At 72.6% G+C, this 19,421-nt stretch carries 20 protein-coding genes and 1 pseudogene; 7 read left to right on the forward strand and 14 right to left on the reverse strand.

Features of this window, described 5'->3' with window-relative positions; genetic code table 11:
- Positions 1-159: 159 nt before the first annotated feature.
- On the forward strand, positions 160-504 hold the full coding sequence (locus ACFY3U_RS26680; protein ID WP_387206584.1) for a putative quinol monooxygenase: 345 nt from the start codon (positions 160-162) through the stop codon (positions 502-504).
- Here the strand turns inward: ACFY3U_RS26680 and ACFY3U_RS26685 are convergent.
- Entirely contained in the window at positions 491-1,357 is an 867-nt protein-coding gene (locus tag ACFY3U_RS26685; RefSeq protein ID WP_387206586.1) for an NAD(P)H-binding protein, read from the reverse strand. The genes ACFY3U_RS26680 and ACFY3U_RS26685 overlap by 14 nt on opposite strands.
- An 86-nt stretch (positions 1,358-1,443) precedes the next feature.
- Between ACFY3U_RS26685 and ACFY3U_RS26690 the strand changes: the two genes are divergently transcribed.
- Positions 1,444-2,187, forward strand: coding sequence for a TetR/AcrR family transcriptional regulator (locus tag ACFY3U_RS26690; protein WP_387206588.1), 744 nt, complete (start codon positions 1,444-1,446; stop codon positions 2,185-2,187).
- 36 nt (positions 2,188-2,223) lie between these two features.
- Here the strand turns inward: ACFY3U_RS26690 and ACFY3U_RS26695 are convergent, their stop codons facing one another.
- Both ACFY3U_RS26695 and ACFY3U_RS26700 read right to left on the reverse strand, forming a co-directional pair.
- Positions 2,224-3,696 carry an ATP-binding protein gene (locus tag ACFY3U_RS26695; RefSeq protein WP_387206590.1) on the reverse strand — a complete coding sequence of 491 codons (1,473 nt, stop codon included), beginning with the start codon at positions 3,694-3,696 and terminating at the stop codon, positions 2,224-2,226.
- A complete protein-coding gene (locus ACFY3U_RS26700) occupies positions 3,693-5,351 on the reverse strand; it encodes an FAD-dependent oxidoreductase (RefSeq protein ID WP_387206592.1) in 1,659 nt (552 codons plus the stop codon). The genes ACFY3U_RS26695 and ACFY3U_RS26700 overlap by 4 nt, the downstream gene beginning before the upstream one ends.
- 128 nt (positions 5,352-5,479) lie before the next feature.
- Between ACFY3U_RS26700 and ACFY3U_RS26705 the strand changes: the two genes are divergently transcribed.
- Complete coding sequence (locus ACFY3U_RS26705) at positions 5,480-6,349, forward strand: LLM class F420-dependent oxidoreductase (protein ID WP_387206594.1); 870 nt, start codon at positions 5,480-5,482, stop codon at positions 6,347-6,349.
- Positions 6,350-6,358: 9 nt separating this feature from the next.
- Positions 6,359-7,099: a YqjF family protein gene (locus ACFY3U_RS26710; protein WP_387206596.1), complete on the forward strand. Its 741-nt coding sequence runs from the start codon at positions 6,359-6,361 to the stop codon at positions 7,097-7,099.
- 115 nt (positions 7,100-7,214) lie between these two features.
- On the opposite strand, the gene ACFY3U_RS26715 is transcribed toward ACFY3U_RS26710, so the two are convergent.
- A complete protein-coding gene (locus tag ACFY3U_RS26715; RefSeq protein WP_387206598.1) occupies positions 7,215-8,468 on the reverse strand; it encodes a family 16 glycosylhydrolase in 1,254 nt (417 codons plus the stop codon).
- 189 nt (positions 8,469-8,657) lie between these two features.
- Here ACFY3U_RS26715 and ACFY3U_RS26720 point away from each other — a divergent pair, with 189 nt between their 5' ends.
- Positions 8,658-10,640 carry a putative bifunctional diguanylate cyclase/phosphodiesterase gene (locus ACFY3U_RS26720; protein ID WP_387206600.1) on the forward strand — a complete coding sequence of 661 codons (1,983 nt, stop codon included), beginning with the start codon at positions 8,658-8,660 and terminating at the stop codon, positions 10,638-10,640.
- The gene (locus ACFY3U_RS26725) at positions 10,637-11,332 is read left to right on the forward strand and encodes a VOC family protein (RefSeq protein ID WP_387206603.1); all 696 of its coding nucleotides are present in this window, start codon (positions 10,637-10,639) and stop codon (positions 11,330-11,332) included. The genes ACFY3U_RS26720 and ACFY3U_RS26725 overlap by 4 nt, the downstream gene beginning before the upstream one ends.
- A 56-nt stretch (positions 11,333-11,388) precedes the next feature.
- Here ACFY3U_RS26725 and ACFY3U_RS26730 read toward each other — a convergent pair whose 3' ends face one another.
- The 9 genes from ACFY3U_RS26730 to ACFY3U_RS26770 form a co-directional block, all read right to left on the reverse strand.
- Positions 11,389-12,519 carry a hypothetical protein gene (locus ACFY3U_RS26730; RefSeq protein WP_387206605.1) on the reverse strand — a complete coding sequence of 377 codons (1,131 nt, stop codon included), beginning with the start codon at positions 12,517-12,519 and terminating at the stop codon, positions 11,389-11,391.
- A 264-nt stretch (positions 12,520-12,783) separates the two neighbouring features.
- Positions 12,784-14,598, reverse strand: a complete 1,815-nt coding sequence (locus tag ACFY3U_RS26735; protein ID WP_387206607.1) for a DNA/RNA helicase domain-containing protein — start codon at positions 14,596-14,598, stop codon at positions 12,784-12,786.
- A 221-nt stretch (positions 14,599-14,819) separates the two neighbouring features.
- Positions 14,820-15,155, reverse strand: a complete 336-nt coding sequence (locus ACFY3U_RS26740; protein ID WP_387206609.1) for a nucleotide pyrophosphohydrolase — start codon at positions 15,153-15,155, stop codon at positions 14,820-14,822.
- Positions 15,156-15,237: 82 nt separating this feature from the next.
- Positions 15,238-15,474, reverse strand: a complete 237-nt coding sequence (locus ACFY3U_RS26745; RefSeq protein WP_387206611.1) for a Uma2 family endonuclease — start codon at positions 15,472-15,474, stop codon at positions 15,238-15,240.
- 21 nt (positions 15,475-15,495) lie between these two features.
- On the reverse strand, positions 15,496-15,801 hold the full coding sequence (locus tag ACFY3U_RS26750; RefSeq protein ID WP_387206613.1) for a hypothetical protein: 306 nt from the start codon (positions 15,799-15,801) through the stop codon (positions 15,496-15,498).
- A gap of 124 nt (positions 15,802-15,925) precedes the next feature.
- A complete protein-coding gene (locus ACFY3U_RS26755) occupies positions 15,926-16,120 on the reverse strand; it encodes a DUF4926 domain-containing protein (RefSeq protein ID WP_387206615.1) in 195 nt (64 codons plus the stop codon).
- A 9-nt stretch (positions 16,121-16,129) separates the two neighbouring features.
- A complete protein-coding gene (locus tag ACFY3U_RS26760; RefSeq protein WP_387206617.1) occupies positions 16,130-17,263 on the reverse strand; it encodes a WXG100 family type VII secretion target in 1,134 nt (377 codons plus the stop codon).
- A gap of 11 nt (positions 17,264-17,274) precedes the next feature.
- Complete coding sequence (locus ACFY3U_RS26765; protein WP_387206619.1) at positions 17,275-17,595, reverse strand: type VII secretion target; 321 nt, start codon at positions 17,593-17,595, stop codon at positions 17,275-17,277.
- Positions 17,582-17,983, reverse strand: a complete 402-nt coding sequence (locus ACFY3U_RS26770) for a YbaB/EbfC family nucleoid-associated protein (protein WP_387206621.1) — start codon at positions 17,981-17,983, stop codon at positions 17,582-17,584. The genes ACFY3U_RS26765 and ACFY3U_RS26770 overlap by 14 nt, the downstream gene beginning before the upstream one ends.
- A gap of 176 nt (positions 17,984-18,159) precedes the next feature.
- Between ACFY3U_RS26770 and ACFY3U_RS26775 the strand changes: the two are divergent.
- A pseudogene (locus tag ACFY3U_RS26775) lies at positions 18,160-18,510 on the forward strand (DoxX family protein).
- Positions 18,511-18,534: 24 nt separating this feature from the next.
- Here ACFY3U_RS26775 and ACFY3U_RS26780 read toward each other — a convergent pair.
- Positions 18,535-19,272, reverse strand: a complete 738-nt coding sequence (locus ACFY3U_RS26780; protein ID WP_387206623.1) for a VOC family protein — start codon at positions 19,270-19,272, stop codon at positions 18,535-18,537.
- Positions 19,273-19,421 lie beyond the last annotated feature (149 nt).

Below are 19,421 nucleotides of genomic sequence, written 5' to 3' on the forward strand. Positions count from 1 at the left end.
CGGGGGGGGGGGGGGCGCGCGCGCCCGCCCGCCGCCCCCCCCCCCCGGGGGGGGGGGGGCCGGGGGGGGGGGGCCGGCGCGCGGGGGGGGGCGGGGGGGCCCCCCCCCGGCCCGCTACCGTGGTGCGGTCCGCCCCGACAGCTCCCGAGGAGGCCAATGATGATCTTCATTACCGCCAAGTTCCGAGTGCTGCCCGAGCACGCCGACCGCTGGCCGGAGATCGCCGCCGACTTCACCTCGGCCACCCGCGCCGAGCCGGGCTGCCTGTGGTTCGACTGGTCCCGCAGCCTCGACGACCCGACCGAGTACGTGCTGGTGGAGGCGTTCCGGAACGGCGACGCGGGTGCCGCACACGTGCAGTCGGCGCACTTCCGGGCGGCCCAGGAGACGCTGCCCCCGCACCTGGCCGGGACGCCCCGGATCGTCAGCACCTCCGTCGACCAGGACGACTGGTCGGAGCTGGGCGAGATGGCCGTGCCGGACCGGCCGCTCAGCGCCGGCTGAGGAGCTCACCGAGCGCGGCGCGGGCCGACGTCGCCGGGCGACCGAGCACGTCGCCGAGCGCGGGCCCGGTCACTGCGAACTCGCCACGCCGCGAGGCGAGGAACATGCCGAGCAACATCCTCGCCACCCCCTCGGGCAGTCCATTCGCGGTGGACGTCGCGACGAACTCCTCGTCGTCGGCGACCACCCGGCGGACGGTGCGCCCGGTCCGGTCGCTCAGGATGGCGGCGACGTCGGCCAGGTCCAGGCACTCCGGCGCGGTCAACGGCGGGGTGGGGCCGCCGCCGGTCAGGCCCTCGTCGGCGGTCAGGACTGCGGCGGCCTCGGCGAGGTCGGCGTGCGTGGTCCAGGACACCGGCCCGTCCTCGGGTGCGACCAACGTGCCCGATTGCAGCGCCGGGCCGATCATGCGCTCGACGGTGCTGAGGTAGAAGCCGTTGCGCAGCGCGGTGAACGGGGCGCCGGGCGTGGTCAGGTGAGCCTCCGTCGCGGCGTGCGTGAGCATCGGCGGGAAGAGCGAGTCGGCGGCGGCGCCCTGGTGGCTGGTGTAGAGCACGTGGGCGGCGCCGGCGGCGCGCGCCGCGTCGGTCGCGGCGGTGTTGGCGGCCACGGCCGCCGGGCCGCCGATGTTGGCGGAGACCACCAGGACACGCCCCGCGTCCTCGAAGGCGTGGGCGAGGGAGCCCGGGTCGGTGAAGTCCCCGCGGCGCACCCGGACGCCCCGGTCGGCGAGGTCTCCGGCCTGCTCGGGGTCGCGGACGCTGACGCCGATCCGGGCCGCCGGGACCCGGTCGAGCAGGTGCCGGACGATGCGGGAACCCAGTTGACCGGTGGCGCCGGTGACGACGATCATCGAGTACTCCTCTGTTAGCAATGAAAGCACCGCAACGTTATCAGTGATATTAGCGCTGATGTCAACGATGCGCTATCGTCGGTACCATGACCGACGTCGCACTGAGCACCCGGAACACCGGCCGGCTCCGGATCGTCGAGATCGCGGCCGGCCTGCTGCGTGAGGGGGGAGCCGCAGCCGTCACCACCCGGGCGGTCGCCCGGGCGGCGGGGGTGCAGGCGCCGACGATCTACCGGCTCTTCGAGGACAAGGACGCGTTGTTGGACGCGGTGGCCGAGCATGTCTTCGCCACGTACGTGGCCGGCAAGGCACTCGCCGACCACACCGACGATCCGGTGGCCGACCTGCGGGCGGCGTGGGACACCCACGTCGGTTTCGGGCTGGCCAATCCAGCGCTGTTCGCGCTGCTGGCCGACCCCGGCCGGGGTACCCGGTCGCCAGCGGTGGCCGCCGGCCTGGAGGTGCTGCGCGCCCGGGTACGCCGGGTAGCGGTGGCCGGCCGGCTGCGGGTGACCGAGCGGCGGGCCGTCGAGCTCATCCACGCCGCCGGCACCGGAGCGGTGCTCACCCTGTTGGCCGCACCGCCCGACGAGCGGGCACCGGGCCTGGCGGACGCCATGTACGAGGCGGTGACCCGGTCGATCCTCACCGACGCGCCCACGCTCACGGCCGGCACCGCCACGGCCGCCGCCGTCGCCTTCCGCGCCGTGGTGTCGGACCTGCCGTCGCTCACCGACGCGGAGCGCGCGCTGCTGTCCGAGTGGCTCGACCGGGCCACCGGCGCGGCGCGCGAGCGGTCGGCGGCGCAAGCCCGCGCCGGGCGGGAGTAGCCGCCGCCACGACCGCCCCTCGGACGCGGGACCCGGTCAGTCCGCCGAGCCGGCTGGGCCCGCGTCGGCCACCCCGGCATCCGCGCCGCTCGACTCGAACGGCAGCAGGACGCGGAACACCGTGGCGCCCGGGACGCTGTCCACCCGGATGTCGCCGTGGTGCTTGTTGACCACGATCCGGTACGAGATGTCCAGGCCCAGCCCGGTGCCCTCGCCCACCGGCTTGGTGGTGAAGAACGGCTCGAAGATGCGCGGCCGGATCGCCTCCGGGATGCCCGGCCCGGTGTCGCCGATCTCGACGGCCAGCAGGTCACCGGCCCGCCCGGTGCGCAGGGTCAGGGTGCCGGTGCCGTCCATCGCGGACAGCGCGTTGTCGATCAGATTCGTCCACACCTGGTTCAGCTCCGCGGCGTACGCGGGGATCGGCGGCAGGTCGCGGTCGAACTCCTTGACCACCCGGACGCCCTCGGGGATCTTCGCCTTCAGCATCACCAGCGTGGCGACGAGCAGGTCGTGCACGTCCACCACCTGGTACGGCGCGCGGTCCAGCTGGGAGTACTGCTTGGCGGCCCCGACCAGGGTGGAGATCCGGGTGACCGCGTCGTCGATCTCACCCATCAGCTGCTCGGTGTCGACCGTGTAGGCCAGCCAGCGCACCGCCGACTCCAGGTCCGGCGCGCCGACGGTCGCCTCGACCCGGTCGAGCCACTCGGTGTCCAGGCCGCCGGCGACCAGGATGGGCGCGAGGTCCCAGGGGGCGGCGAGCCCGCGCTCGTCCAGCCAGTCGGCCAGCTCGTCCTCGGCGTCGCTGACCGCCATCGGGGAGAGGGCGGGTGCGGACGCGGCGCGCTTCACCGCCTCCTCCTGCAGCTCGACCAGGGTGTGCAGGCGGCTGCCGTCGAGCCGGCCGTCGGCGATCATCGACAGCTTGTGCCGCATGCCGGCGACCCGGTCGCGCAGCGCCGAGGTGGCCCGCACGGCGGCGCCGGCCGGGTTGTTCAGCTCGTGGGTGAGCCCGGCCGACAGCGAGCCCAACGCCAGCAGCCGCTCCCGCTCGTTGACGATGGTCTGCTGGTCCCGCATCCCGAAGAAGAGGCCCTCCAGCAGGTGCATCGCCATCGGGAACCAGGACCGCACCGCCTCCGCGAACGTCTCGGCCGGCAGCACCAGGAACTCGGCGTCGGTGATCGCCCGCATCGAGTTGCGGTAGACCTGCTCGACCTGGTCGCCCAGGTACGCCTGCACGGCGCCGCCGTACACGCCGCGCTGGTCGGTGCGGTTGACCTCCACGTCGTCGCCGCGTACCCGCCGGCTGAGCGTAACCGTGCCGGAGAGCAGGACGTAGAAACAGGTGGCCTGGTCACCCTCGGTGTAGACGGCGGCGCCGCCGTCCTGCCGCTCCACCCGGCCGTGCTCGGCCAGCCAGCCCAGCTGGTCGGCGTCGAGCGCGGTGAACAGGAACAGCTCGCGCAGCTGGTCGGGGGTCAGGCGTCGCTCGGTCTCGGTCACTGCGCCTCCAGGTAACGGTGCACCAGGGACACGGCCATCGCGCCCTCGCCGACCGCCGAGGCGACCCGCTTGACCGACGACGCCCGCACGTCCCCGGCGACGAACACGCCGGGCATGCTGGTCTCCAGGTGGTACGGGTCGCGGGGCAGCGCCCAGCCGGCCGGCCGCCGCCCGCCCACGGTCAGGTCGGGCCCGGCGACGATGAAGCCCCGCTCGTCGCGCGTCAGCACCCCGTCCAGCCAGTCGGTGCGCGGCTCGGCGCCGATGAAGATGAACAGCCAGGAGGTGTCCACCTCGCGGGTCTCGCCGCTGCCGGTGTCGCGCAGCCGCAGCCGCTCCAGGTGGTCGTCGCCCTCGCCGCCGACCACCTCGGTGTGCGGGTGCACGACGATCTGGTCGATCCGGTCCAGCTGGTCGATCAGGTACGCGGACATCGACGCGGTCAGGTCGGCGCCCCGGATCAGCAGGTGCACCCTCGCTGCGTACCGGGAGAAGTGCACGGCGGCCTGGCCGGCGGAGTTGGCCCCGCCGACGATGTAGACGTCCTGGTCGAGGCAGCTGGGCGCCTCGGTCGCCGCCGCGCCGTAGAACACCCCGCGGCCGGTGAGGTCGGACAGGCCGGGGGCGTCCAGCACCCGGTACGACACCCCGGTGGCCAGTACCACGGTGTGCGCGGCGATGGTGCTGCCGTCGCCGAAGTGCAGCACCCGGGCCGACCCGGCGCTCTCCAGCCGTACCACCTCGCGGGTGCTGAGCAGCTCGGCGCCGAACTTCAGCGCCTGCCGGCGGGCCCGGTCGGTGAGCTGCGCGCCGGACACCCCGTCGGGGAAGCCGAGGTAGTTCTCGATCCGGCTGCTCTGGCCGGCCTGCCCGCCGGTGGCCTGCCGCTCGACCAGCACCGTGCGCAGCCCCTCGGACGCCCCGTACACGGCGGCGCCCAGCCCGGCCGGGCCCCCGCCGATCACCACCACGTCGTAGAAGTCCTCGGCCGGGGCGACGGAGAGCCCGGCCAGCGCGGCCAGCTCCGACTCGGTCGGCGCGACCAGGGTCTTGCCGTCCGCGGTGACCACCAGCGGCACCTCGGCGGCGGTGACGCCGGCGGCGTCCAGCAGCCGGCCGGCCTCCGGGTCGTCGGTGAGCAGCCAGCGGTACGGCACCAGGTTGCGGGCCAGGAAGTCGCGGACCGCGAACGACGGCGCCGACCACCGGTGCCCGACCACCCGCAGCTCGCTGGCGTCGTGGTCGGGCACGGCGAGCCAGGCGTCCAGCAGCGCGTCGACCACCGGGTAGAGCTTCTCCTCCGGCGGGTGCCACGGCTTGAGCAGGTAGTGGTCGAGGTCGACCACGTTGATCGCGTCGATCGCCGCCTCGGTGTCCGCGTACGCGGTGAGCAGCACCCGGCGGGCGGTGGGGAAGAGGTCCATCGCCTGTTCGAGGAACTCGATGCCGCTCATCTCCGGCATCCGGTAGTCGGCCAGCAGCACCGCCACCCGTTCGCCACGCAGCTTGATCTCGCGCAGCACCTCCAGGCCGCTCGGGCCGGAGTCGGCCCGGACCACCCGGTAGCGGTCGCCGTAGCGGCGCCGGATGTCCCGGGCGACGGCCCGGGAGACGGCGGGGTCGTCGTCGATGGTGAGGATCACCGGTTGCGCCATGCGCCCATGAAACCACCTGGCCGGCGCGTCGCCCACCGGCGGAGTCGGCAGGTCGCCCGGCCGACCGGTGGTACGGACGCGGGCGGGGCGGCCACGGCACGACTAGGCTCGATCCGGAGGTGTCGAGAATGAAGCTCGGGCTGCACTACTGGACCTTTTCCACCCCGGCCGACCCGGCCGCGATCGCGCCGACCCTGGTCGAGACGGCCACCCTCGCCGAGCAGGCCGGGGTGTCGTCGTTCACCGTGATGGACCACTACTTCCAGATGGAGGCGATGGCGCCGGCCGAGGATCCGATGCTCGAGGCGTACACGACCCTGGGGTTCCTCGCGGCGCGGACCCGGGCGATGACCCTGGGTGTGCTGGTCACCGGCGTGATGTACCGCTACCCGGGGCTGCTGGCCAAGATCGTCACCACCCTGGACGTGCTCTCCGGCGGCCGGGCCCGGCTCGGCATCGGCGCCTCCTGGTACGAGCGGGAGCAGCGCGGGCTGGGCGTGCCGGTGGTGCCGGTGGCCGAGCGGTTCGAGCGGCTGGAGGAGACGCTGCGGATCTGCAAGCAGATGTGGAGCGACGACGACGGGCCGTTCGAGGGCCGGCACTACCAGCTCACCGAGACGCTCAACTCGCCCCCGCCGCTGACCCGCCCGCACCCGCCGATCATGATCGGCGGCAGCGGTGAGAAGAAGACGCTGCTGCTGGTCGCCCGGTACGCCGACGCCTGCAACATCTTCGGCACCAACCCGGAAGAGGTGGCGCACAAGCTGGAGGTGCTGCGCGGCCACTGCGCCGCCGAGGGGCGCGACTACGACACCATCGCCAAGACGGTGCTGGTGATGCGGTCGCCGCTGGAGGACCGGGCTGCCTTCCTCGCCGACGTCGAGGCGTACGCGAAGCTCGGCGTGACCGAGGTGCAGACCACGCCGGACCGGCACCCGGTGGAGTTCACCCGGCGGCTCGCCGACGAGGTGCTGCCGAAGCTCACCACCATCGGCTGAGCAGGCGGCATGGACGTCGAGGCGGTCAGCGTCGAGGCCACCCGGCCGCTGCGCCGGCCGCTGCTGGTGCAGAGCTGGCGGGACCTGACCTTCCTGCACTGGGCGGTCGACCCGGCGGTGGTGGCGCCGCTGCTGCCGCCGGGCACCCGACCGGACGTGCTCGACGGGCGGGCGTACGTCGGGTTGATCGCCTTCGAGATGGTGGGGCTCGGGCCGTTCGCCGGCCCCGGCCTGCCGTATCTGGGCACGTTCTGCGAGACCAACGTGCGGCTGTACAGCGTGGACGGCGCTGGCCGGCGGGCGGTGGTGTTCCGCTCGCTGGACGCGTCCCGGCTGCTGCCGGTGCTGGTGGCGCTGGGCAGCCTGCGGCTGCCGTACCGGTGGTCGCGGATGCGGTTGCGGCGCGCCGGCGGCGAGCTCACCTACACCTGCCGGCGGCGCTGGCCGGGCCCGCGCGGGGCGGCCAGCGAGTTGCGGGTACGCCCCGGCGACCCGATCGCCGAGCCGACCGGGCTGGAGCATTTCCTCACCGCCCGGTGGGGCCTGCACACCCGCGCGTACGGGCACACCCTGCACCTGCCGAACGTGCACCCGCGCTGGCCGCTGCACCGCGCCGAGCTGCTGCACCTGGACGACGAGCTGGTGGCCGCGGCCGGCCTGCCCGCCCCGGTCGGGCCGCCGGTGAGCGTGCTCTGGTCGCCCGGCGTACCGGTTCGGTTCGGTCCGCCCACGACGCTGCCGGAGCGTTGACGCCGCCCCGCACCCGCCGTCGCCGCAGTGCCGACGCCGCCCCGTACCCGCGTGGCCGCGATGATCGCGCGGCGCCCGGGGACGGCGGTGGCCGTCGCCCGGGCGCCGCGGTCGGTCAGTACCGCGACCACTTCTGGTTGGCCGCGCCGAGGCAGTCCCACAGGTGCAGCTTGCCGCCGTTGTTCGGGTTGACGTCCCGGACGTCGACGCAGCGGCCTGAGCTCACGTTGACCAGGTCGCCGGCGGCGGTGAGGTTGAACCGTTGCGCCGGGTTGCCGTTGCAGCTGACCAGGTTGACCTCGGTGCCGTTGGTGGTGCCGGCCCAGGCCGGGTCCATGCACTTGCCCATCGCCCGGACGGTGCCGTCGGCGGCGAAGGTCCAGGCCTGGGCGGCGGTGGTGTTGCAGTCCCAGATCTGCAGCTTGGCGCCGTCGACCGGGTTGGCGCCGGGGATGTCGATGCAGCGGCCGCTCTGCTGACCGCGCAGCCGGGTGGTGCCGCCCGGCGGCGGGGTCCCACCGTCGGGGGTGTAGCCGGAGACGCGGACGTAGTCGACCAGCATCTGCTGCGGGAACGAGGTGCTGGCGTCGGGGTAGCCGGGCCAGGAGCCGCCGACCGCCACGTTGAGGATCATGAAGAACGGGTGGTCGAAGACCCACCGGTTGCCGCCGAGCCGGGCCGGGTCGACCCGGTGGTACTCCACGCCGTCGAGGTACCAGACGATCAGGTTCGGCTGCCAGTCGACCCGGTAGGTGTGGAAGGCGTCGGCGAGCGGTTGGCCGTTGACCCGGTTGCCGCTGATCCCGCCCGCGCCGGAGTAGCCGGGCCCGTGCACGGTGCCGTAGACGGTGTTCGGCTCGCGGCCGATGTTCTCCATGACGTCGATCTCGCCGGCGGTGGGCCAGCCGGCGCTGCCGATGTCGTTGCCGAGCATCCAGAACGCCGGCCAGATGCCCTGCCCGCGCGGGATCTTGATGCGCGCCTCGAACCGCCCGTACGTCTGGGTAAAGGTGGCGGAGGTCAGCAGCCGGGCCGAGGTGTACTCGCACCGGCCGTAGTGGCACTGGTAGTTCGCCGGGTTCTCCCGGCGGGCGGTGATGACCAGGTTGCCCTGGCCGTCCTGCACCGCGTTGCTGGTGCTGTCGGTGTAGTACTGCCGCTCGTTGTTGCCCCAGCCGCCACCGCCGATGTCGAAGCGCCAGCGGTTGGCGTCGACCGGGGTGCCGGCGGGGGCGTTGAACTCGTCCTGCCAGGTGATGCCGCCGATGGCGGCGGCCGCCGGTGGGGCGGCGGTCGGGGCGAACAGCGCGGCGCCGGCCGCCAGCACGGCGGTGGCGGCGACGGCGCCGAGGCGCCGGATGCGGATCATGGAAGCCTCCTTGGGTGGTGGGGGAGAGCGCTCTCATGATGAAGAGTGTCGATATGCTTCGGTGCTGTCAACCCGACGGCGAGCGGCGCGGCACTCTCCTCGGTAGAATCCCGGTCGCCAGCCGGATGGCTGTCAGTCGATGCCGTCCGACGCCGCCACGACCGGTACGAGGGATGGGGTGCCCACCAGGTGAGAGCCGTGCCGGCGGTCGCCGCCGATGTCACCTCCACCGCCCTGGCGGTGCTCGGCCCGGACGGCCAATGCCTGTGGGCCAACGGGGCCGCCCGTCGGTCCGGGATCAGCCCGCAGGAGCTGGCCCGGGTGCGCCTCGACCCCGACGGCGCGGCCACCGAGGTGTCCTGGCCGGACGCCGACGGCGCGCCCCGCTGGTGGCAGGTGCGCTGCCAACGGGTCGACCACGACGGCCAACCGCTGCGCCTCTACGAGCTGCGCGAGATCAGCGCCGAGCGCCGGGAGCGGGAGAAGGGGCGCAACTACCGTTGGCGGCTGGCCCACATCGAGCAGCTGGCCAAGGTCGGCACCTGGGAGTGGGACGTCACCACCGACACCGTCGTCTGGTCCGACGTGCTGCTGCAGATGTTCGGCTTCCCGCCCGGCACCCCGCTGGACTACCCGTCGTACCGCGAGCTGCTGCACCCCGACGACATCGGCCTGATCGAGAGCACCCTGGCCACCGCCCTGCGCACCGGCGCGCCGTTCACCTACACCCACCGGATGTACCTCGCCGACCGGACGACGCTGCGGGTCTTCGAGTGCTACGGCGAGGTCTTCACCGACGCCGCGGGCGCGCCCGTCCGGGTGCTCGGCACCGCCCACGACATCACCGAGGCCCGCCGGGTCCGCGACGAGCTGGCCCGGCTGGCCGAGCGGGACCCGCTGACCGACCTGCCCAACCGGCGCGCCCTGTTGGCCCGGCTGGACGACCTGCTCGCCCACGGCGGCCCCCGGCCCGGCGCGCTGCTGCTGATCGACATCGACAACTTCAAGGACATCAACGACGTGCACGGGCACGCCGTCGGCGATGACGTGCTGCGGCTGCTGGCCCGGCTGCTGTCGCACGACCTGGCCCCCGGCACGCTGCTCGGCCGGCTCGGCGGCGACGAGTTCGCGGTGGTGCTGCCGGACAGCGACGCCGCCGACGCGCTCGCCGTGGCCGACCGGCTGTGCGACGTCACCGCGCACACCCCGGTGCCGCTGGCCGACGCCGGCCTGCGGGTCACCCTCAGCATCGGGGCTGCGTCGCTGGTGCCCGGGGACACCCGCGACGACGCGCTCGGCCACGCCGACCTCGCCCTCTACGAGGCGAAGAACGCCGGCCGCAACCGAGCCCGGCTCTACCTCCCCGAGCAGTACCGGCACGCCGTACAGCGGGTCAACGTGGTCAGCCGGGTGCGCAGCGCGCTCGACGAGCGGCGGATGCACCTGGACGCCCAGCCCATCGTCGACCTGGGCACCGGCCAGGTGCTCAGCCACGAGCTGCTGATCCGGCTGCGCGACGGCCGGCACCCGCCGCTGCCGCCGGCCGACTTCCTGCCCACCGTGGAACGCGACGACCTGATCGGCGAGCTCGACCGGTGGGTGGTGGCCACCGCCGCGGCGGCGCTGGCCACCCCGGCCGCCTGCGCGGCCCGGATGCGGCTGGACGTCAACATCTCCGCCCGCTCCATGGAGTCACCCGGATTCGGCGACTGGGTGGTCGCCACCCTGCGCGGCTCGGGCGTCGACTACGGCCGGCTCGGCCTGGAGATCACCGAGACCGCCGCCATCACCAACGTCGCGGCGGTCCGCAACCTCGCCGCCACCCTGCGGGACGCCGGCTGCCGGCTGAGCCTGGACGACTTCGGCGCCGGCTTCGGCTCCTTCGCCTACCTCAAGCACCTGCCGTTCAGCACCGTGAAGATCGCCGGCGACTTCGTCCGGCACGCCGACCGCGGCGGCGCCGACCCGGTGCTCGTCGACGCGGTGGTCCGCGCCGCGCACGGCCTGGGCATGTCGACCGTCGCCGAGTCGGTGGAGCACGCCGCGCTGGTGCCCGCGCTGCGCCGCCTCGGCGTCGACGCCGGCCAGGGCTACCACCTGGGCCGGCCGATCCCGCTGGACATCCTGCTCGACCGGTTCCGCGCCGACCAACCACCCCGGAGGCTCCGTTGACCGCATCCCTCGCACCCGCCGTACCCGGCCGGGTCACCCTCGTCACGCCCGACCCCGACGCCGCCCGCGCGTTCCACGCCGAGCTGCTCGGCTGGACGTACGCCGGTGACACCGCCCTCGCCTCCGACGGCCAACCCGCCGCCGACCTGCTCACCGGTCAGGGACCGGCCCGCTGGTGGACCACCTTCGCCGCCGCCGACCCCCACGCCGTCCTCGCCGCCGCGGAGAAGGCCGGCGCCCGGGTCGACGGCGCCGAGGTGCACGACCCGTACGGCGGGTCCTTCCGGGTCGACGCCGCCGCGTCCGCCGCCGCGCCGGGGCCCGGCCACCCCGTCTGGTACGAGTACATGACGACCACCCCCGCCGAGGCGGACCGGTTCCACGCCGAGGTGCTGGGGCTGCCGGCCACCGTGCCACCCGGCGCGCCCGACGACTCGTACGCGATCCTGCTCGCCGGCGGGCGCCCGGTCGCCGGCCGGCTGACCCTGCCACCGCCGATGGCGGCGCTGCTGCCCGCCGGGTGGATGGTGTACTTCGCCGTCGGCGACCCGGACGGCGCGGCGGAGCGGGTGGACGGGCTCGGCGGGCGGGTGCTGGTGCCGCCGCGGGACGTGGCCACCGGGCGGATCGCCTGCGTCGCCGACCCGACCGGCGCGGTGTCGACGCTGATCCGGCCGGCGGCTCAGGGGTAGCTCCCGCGCCGCGGTGGCCGGCGCCCCGAACGGGCAACGGCCACCGCGACGGGTGCTCAGGAGAAGAGCACGACGGACTTGCGGGTGGCGTCGCCGAAGCTCAGCTGCCGCCCACCACTACCGGCGACCGGGGTGACCGCCACCTCGAAGGTGACCGTGGTGCCGGCGGGCACCTGGTGGTTCTCGTTCGCGCTGATCACGACGAACGTGTCGCCGATGAGGGCCGGGTCGACGGTCACCGTCTGCTGGTTCAGGATCTGGACCGTCGGGGTGGGGTTGCCGGGCAGGACGTAGACCGCCCGCAGCCGGACCAGGTCGCCCTGGCGCAGGCCGCGCAGGTCGATCTTCGACTGGTGCCCGATCAGGCCGGTGGCGGTGATCCGGTACGCGGTGGCGCCGTCGCTCCACCGGATCGGGTGGAATGCGCCGTCCGCCGCGACCGCGAACCCGGGAAATATGGTGACTATGGAAACGGTCTGCACGTCCGTGCCTCCTGCACTGGTCGAGCCGATCATCACCGCGAAGTCGGTGTCCGTGCCCCGGAAGGCGTTGGCGTCGCAGGTCTGCTGCGCCCCGATCCGCGCGGTGCTGGTGTACTGCCAGATCCGGGGCAGGGCGGACGGCGTGCCGTACGCCACCCAGCCGGGCCCCGAGTCGCCGCCGGCCCTGGCGTACGCGGCGGTGAAGCTCTCGTCGAGGTTGTGCGGGTAGTTGGCGTTCCACCGGGGGAAGTCCCCGAGCGGACTGCTGCCGTACTGGCCCTTGGAGGCGTACATCACCGCCGTCCTGCCGGTGCGCGCCTCCAGTTCGTGGCCGACCTCGACGCCGACCGCGGGGGCCACGTCGTCGTACGGCCACCGCTCCAGGTCGATCTGCCAGAAGAAGCCGGGCCAGCTGCGCCACCAGCCGAGGTTCTCGTCGGCGTACGCGATCACGGTCTGCGCCTGCGTCGCGGGCGACACACCCGAGCGGACCACGACGTACACCCCCAGGTACGGGATGCCGGCGTCGCGGCCGGCGGCGAGGATCCAACCGCAACTGAGGCTGCGGAAGATGTTGGACGGCGTCTGTTCCGTCCCCTTGCTGGTGAGGAACCTGATACCCAGGCCGGCCGACGCGGCCACCCGGGCCCGGGTCAACCCCCTACTGACGTCGTAGTCGCTGGTATCCCATCCATAGAGCGTCACGGGCCGCACCTCCGGCGCCGAACATCGAGTGAGGTGGGATCGGTCGGCCCGGACCGTCCTGTGGGGACGCCGCGCGACGCTGGCGGAAATGACCGGCATCTCCGCGCTCGTCCGTGCTGCGTTAACTGCACCATACGTCGCCGGTGGAGCGATGAAACCCCTGTTCAGAGGCTATGTCGGTGGGTGCCAAATGCGGCGTCGAGCAGGCCGCGCGGTGCCGACGCGGGCGATGACGGCGATGGAACGAAGCGGTGGGAGGCCGCGCTACAGGTGGCCCTCGCCGGCGGGGTCGTCATAGACGACACCGACCGGACGATGTACGGCTACGAGGGCAGCGAGCCAGGCGCGCGTCTCCGCGTCGGTGGAGTAGAGCATCGTGCCGCGCATACCTCGGGTCATCAGGACCTTGTAGGTGTTCCGGATCAGGCGATCCGCCTCGTCGTCGGTCACCGACCTGCGACTGCGGAACGCCGGATCCTTCGACTCCTCGCGGCGGCTCATCAACCGACCGTCCCGCGCCACCAGGTCAGGCCCGAGGATGACGCCGGACCACTCGTACTCGAATCCCTGCGCGGTGTAGACGCACCCTACCTGCCCGAATCCCTGCGGGTCGGTGGCCCAGAAGGCGCTGCCGGGAGCCGCACCGACGCTGCGGTCGCTCTTGACGTTCCAGGGCCGGGCCCAACCGTTGATCCGCACGTCGGGCACGAGCGTGTCGTCCGGGCGGGGATCGCTCCACGGCCAGCAGTAGCCCGCCGAGATCCTGGCGGTCTCTCCCTTGTCCTGCTTCGCGGCCAGGAAGGCCTCCAACTGCTCCGGCGAATCGGCCAGCCGAAGGTCGAAACGGCCGTCGCCGTGCCAGACAGTCGGCTCGCCGCCGTCGAGCCCCAGCAGATCAAGCACCCAGCCCTCGTACGCCTCGCTGCCCCCACACCGGAACTGATCGTGGAGCGAGACCACCTCCACGTCCAGCTTCAGCTGCCTCGCGTGGGCGGAGATGATCTCGATGCTGCCCAACTCGCCGGGCTTGACCACCTGGTGCTCGTCGAGCAGGAAGACGGGTACTCGGGCGGCGGCGATCAGCTCGTCGATCTGCGGGCGAGCCGTGTCCCGTTTCGTCTTGGGCGTGAACCGGTTGACGGAGGTCTCCCGGATCCGGTGCGCCTCGTCGCAGATCAGCACGTCGAAGCCGTTGCGCTCGGCCGACATGAAGCTGTTGAAGTAGCCGAAGAGGTTCTTCAGCCGGGTCGAGCCCTTGCCGGCGTACCGGCGCAGCGTCTGCGTGAAGGATCGGGACCCGGTCGCGTGCATGACGGAACGCTGCTGCCGAGCCAGCTCACCGAGCACCGACAGGGCGATGACGCTCTTGCCGCTGCCCGGGCCGCCGGAGACGACCACGATCGACTTCCGGTCCGCCGCGCGAGCCCGTTCCACCGCGTGCAGCACCAATTCGTACGCCAGGCGTTGGTCGTCCAGCAGGGTGAAGTGCGACCGATCCTTCAGCTCGCTGGCGGCGTACGTCAGCAGATGCTTGCTGGGCCGGACCGCGCTGGTCAGGAAACGGTCCGCGGCGGTGGCGCCCGACGCCGGGGCAAGGTGGGTGCGCAGGTAGTCGAGAAACTGCCCGCGTCGCTGGCCGGTGAAGATCCTGCTCTGTTCGGTCGCGGGCCGAGCGAAGAGGTCATGCACGTCCCGATCCGCGGCGTTGTGCAGATAGGCCGCGCCGACGATCGGATTACGCCGATCGGCGAGCACGCCGAGGAAGTCGGTCAGGTACTCGCAGTAGTCGCCGACCTGAACGCCCGGATGGAGCCGGGGACCCCGAGCGTGCTCCACCAGGACCAGCCGGTCCGACCCCTCGTACGACTCGGCCCGGGACCACTGCTTGAGTTCGACCACCACGTACGAGTCGTCGGCGGTACGGGGGTGCAGGCCGGCGAGCACCACGTCCACGCGCTTGCTGGTCAGCGGAAGCTGGTACTCAACGAGCACCTCCACCTGGCCCAGCCCGGCGTCCGCGAGGTCCTGGCCCAGCACGGCGAGGCTCTTGGACCACGAGCGTCGTTCACTGCCGCTCACCTGGTGTCCGATACGGTCCGCAATCCGATCGGCGAGGTCACCCGCGGTGGCGAGACGAAGCAGACCGTCGGCTGACGTACGGAACTCTGACAACCCTTGCCCCCGGGCAGCACGAATTGATCGTGCGCATGGGGGGCATGTCCAGCGATCGCCGGAAGCCCGTCGGTACGCGCCTGTACGAGGTGCACTGTAGCGAAGAGATCAACTCGTCGCATGCCCGCTCACCGTTTGGCGGCAGAGCCTTTCGACTGGTCAACCGGATAGCGGAGGGCAACCTCGTCCAGTTTGGTCAGTGCGGCGTCCACCAGATCGATGCCGAGCACATCGGCGAGGCGGGTCAGGTAGATCATCACATCGCCGATCTCCGCCCTCACCCGCGCGCCGGCAGCCGGATCGCCCATCACGGTGCTTGCCTGTTCGGGCGTGAGCCACTGGAACTCGGCGAGCAGTTCGCCGACCTCGCCACCGAGAGCCATGGCCAGGTTCTTCGGGGTGTGGAACTGCTGCCAGTCCCGCTCCTCGGCGAAGTCGCGCACTCTCGCTGTCAGACCATCCACGTCCGGCTCCTTCGCCGGAGTGCCCGGGGGTGAAGTGTCCATGGGAACCACCGTAGTGCCGGCGGTATCACCATCGGCACCGTCAGCCGAGGTCGTGGTCGGCCGGGTCGGCGTTGAGGACCCAGGCGAGCGGCATGGTGGCGCGGACGACCCAGTGCTCGCCCTCCAGATGGAGCATGGTCACCGTCTGGGGCTGGTCCTGGTCGACCACCCAGTAACGCGGGATACCGGCGGCGGCGTACTCGCTGCGCTTGGTCACCGTGTCGATGCCCTCCGAGCCGGGCGAGACGATCTCTACGACGAGGAGGACATCAGTCACCGGCAGCCAGATTCCGTCGGCCTAGGCCTTGCTCCACACTATCAGGTCGGGGATACGTCCGCCGACCCCGCCGTGCCGGCCGGGGATACGCAGGCCGACCGACTGCGCGATCCGATCCGCCGGCACGCCACCATGGGTCAGCCACACCATGAGCCGGGTCGCGATGATGGCGTGGGCGTATCCCGGCGGCGGCATGATCGAGAGGCCACCGTCGGGACTGATCTCGTACCGGTGGTGTTCGTCGGCGGCCATCATCGCGGTGAGGTCGTCGAGCGTCACGGCAGGCGGCATGTACCTGCCAACCGCCTCTGAGCGTACGTAGAGCACCGCACCGGCAAGTCCCTAATGGTTGGCGCTATCGCCTCGCGTTGGTCGTCGCGGCACATCATCGACCGCAAGGTCGCTCACTCGGGCGCGGTGCTGATCACGATGGCGACATCGAATTCCTATGTCACTGGGCAGCGCGCCGGATCTTCTCAGGAGTGAGGGCGACCATGCTGATGGTGCTCCCGTCCTCGTCCACGAACTCGACCTCGTACGCGAGATTGGGGCGCTCGAAGATGTGCACGACGGTGCCGATCGCCCCGGCCGGAAGTCCTTCCTCCGGAAGCGCCTCCCGGAGCTCGATCACGTCGTACAGGTCCACGGGCATTCCCTATCTCGGCGGAAACGTGATGGTTGCCAGGCGCGGCGTCGTAGCGCCTTCGTCGATTATCCAGCCGGTTCGGACGAGGATGCTTCCAGAGGGGCCGGTCAGGGGCAGGTCCACCGACCATCGTTGGCCGTACTGGTCGGCCTTACCGAGGATCGGTGTGCCGTGACGCACCCCCTCTCTGATCTGTTCTTCGATGGCCGCCGCGTCGTCCGGGCCGAGGCCGGTGACGGAGTTGATCACCCGGTACTTGTGCTTACCGACGGGGTGCTCAGGATTCATGGCGTAAGCCGTGATTTTCTTTGGGTCGATCTGCGGATCACTGAAGTCGGGTCGGCCAGCCTCGCCGGGGACCCGGGGTGGTTCGGGTTCGTGTGGCGGCGGTGTCGAGGACTGCCTGTTGAGCCGACCTAACGCCTGCTTGAGTTTCTCGATTAGGTCGCCCAGCCGGCGGATCTCCGGCATCAGCCGTCGCAGGCTCGCCAACAACCCACGCAGCAACCGCGCGATCCGCGCCCCCCACGACGCCACCAGCGTGGTGACCTGCTCCACCACCAGCGGAGTGGCGAACCCCGCGGTGACCACCAGCTCGCCCGCGTACACGATCAACCGCGACACGCACGCGGCAACGGCGTCGCGGACCAGCAGCCGGACGGCGGCGACCAGCCCGGCGGCGCCCTCGGTCGCGGCGGCCAGGGTGTCGGCGCCCTGGGCGAGCCCACCAATGGCCTGCTGCTGCTCGGCGGCCCAGCTGCGGTAGGCCGGGCCGGCGGCACCGCCCCACCCGGCGACGTCGGTGCGTACACCGGCGGCCAGTTCGGCGGCCTCCGAGCGTAGCGAGGTGGCGACGTTGCGCCAGGTCTGGGCGTATGCGGTGATCTGCGCCGGGTCGCCGGCGAGCCAGTCGAGGGCCTCGCTGAGCGGCCGGACGTGCTCGATGAGCCAGGCGATGCCGTACTGCAGCAGGGCGCCGACCGGGTCGGAGACGAACGCGAGCGCGTCCAGGCCGGCGCTGACCACGCCCAAGCCGCCGTCGATCCAGCTGCCGGTGCGGATGCCCTGGGCGACGAGCTCGATGTCCTCGCAGATCCACAGCCCCGCCCAGGGCGTGGGCGCGGTGTCGGCCGGCGCGGCCACGAGCGGATTGGTCACCCCAGGCGCCCGGCCTGCCGGATCAGCCGCTCGGCGCGGGAATCGGTGCCGCGGTAGTTGTCGGCGCCGGTCCGCAGCCGGGCGGCGGTGTCGCGGACCGAGCCGGCGGCGGTGCCGATGCCGGCCACGAGCGTCCGCTGCAGGCCGTCGAGCAGGACCGGCATGATGGCGCACAGCTGCCCGTACGCGTCGCCGCCCAGCCGGACGTGCTCGCCGGCCTGCCGGGCCGTGTCGAGGCTGTCCGCGCTGCGGTCCAGCCGGCCGGCGTGGTTGAGCAGGTCGTCCGGGTCGACCCGGATGCCGTCAGCGCCGGGCATCGGGGGCGCCAGGGTCGGACCGCAACCGCCGACGGTACGACTCGACGACGGCCTCGCCGGTCGCGTCGCGGTCGCCCAGCGCGCCCACCGCCGCCTCGGTCACCTGCCGGAGCAGGTCGTCGCGGGCCGCGCGGGTGGCCTGCAGGATCAGCCGGGCGGTGTGGGCGGCGGAGTGCTGGCGTACCCGTTCGTCGAGCCGCAGGTCGGCCAGCGCGCCGGTGGAGTCGACGGTGACCGTGACCGTGCGGTCGGGGCTAGCCGCCGCGCCGGTCAGCGCCTGGACCCGCGCGGACAGGGCCTTCGCCCGGGCCGCCTGTCGGGCCAGGTCGGCCTCCCACCGGTCGAGCCGGCGGGTCGCCGCGTCGAGCGCGGCATCGTCCGTCCACATGCGAGCCTCCCGACATTCCCCCGAACCAGGATCGGCGCGAATGGACGTCACGTTACCAACGGGTGGCGCTCCGTGTCCGTCCCTGCGACCGGCGAACCCGCCGTTGGACCGGGAAAGGCGTGTCACGTTCGGGTCGGCTGCCTCGTCACGACCGAAACCAACCACGAGGGACGGCCATGCTCGCCGCTTACGTCACGATCACCATCGTCGCCGCGCTCTTCACCGGCACCGCCGCCGTCACCTACCTGGTCGGCCACGAGTACCCGAAGGCTTAGGCGGACATGAAGCGGATACCTCGCTCGTGGGTGCCGGTGCTCGGCCTGCTGCTGGCGGCGGGCTCGCTGGGACTGCTGGCCGGCTTCGCCGTGCCGCCGCTGGGCATCGCGGCCGCCGCCGGCCTGGTGCTGTACTTCGTCGGCGCGCTCGTCGCGCACCTGCGCGTCGGCTCCCGCCAGCTCGTCGGCCCGGCCGTGTTCTTCGTGACCGTGGTGGCCGCGCTGGTCGTGCAGCTGGGCTACCGGTGGTGACCCCGCACGCCCGCGGCGGAGGGGTCAGCTCGGGGTGAGCACGCAGAACTCGTTGCCCTCCGGGTCGCGCAGCACCGTCCACGGCACCTCGACCCCGCCCAGGTCCGCGTCGGTGGCGCCGAGACCGCGCAGCCGGGCCGCCTCGGCTGCCAGGTCGTCGTCCGGGTACGGGCGGACGTCGAGGTGCACTCGGTTCCACCCGGTCTTGGCGTCGGGAACACGGAGGAACTGCAGGTACGGCCCGACGCCCTGGGCCGAGCGCAGCACCGCGTTGTCGTCGGTCACCTTGTGCACGGTCCAGTCGGTGGCCCGGCCCCAGAACTCGGCCATCGCGCGCGGGTCCGCGCAGTCGACCACCACCGAGGCGATCGGTCCGGTGTCCCGCACCGGGTCGTGCCAGTCCAGCACGCAGAGCTCGTTGCCCTCCGGGTCGGCCAGGACCGTCCACGGCACGTCGCCCTGACCCACGTCGGCGGGGGTGGCGCCGAGCGCGGTCAGCCGGGCGACCAGCTCCTCCCGGTGCGCCGCCGAGGTGGTGGCGAGGTCGACGTGCACCCGGTTCTTCGACGTCTTGGGCTCGGTGGAGACCACCAGGTCGATGCAGACGGCGGTCGGGTCGGGATAGTCGAAGCCCGGGGGCTCCAGGTTGGTCACGCCGGGGCCCTCGCTGGACAGCTCCCAGCCGAGCGCTTCGGCCCAGAACCGGCCGAGCGCGGCCTCGTCCCGGGCCTTCATGTTGATCTGTACGAGTCGGGTCGCCACGGTGGGCACGATAGCGCGGTGACTCCGAAACGACGTGGCAATATTTCGGCTCCTACGGGCGCGGGTCATCGCCCGTACGGGGGTGCACCCTGGCAGCGAGTCGTTCGGCCACGAGCGGCTCCACGTCGCCGGGCGCGTCGGTCATCGGG

The organism is Micromonospora sp. NPDC000089 (genome assembly GCF_042899365.1).
Lineage (GTDB): Bacteria > Actinomycetota > Actinomycetes > Mycobacteriales > Micromonosporaceae > Micromonospora.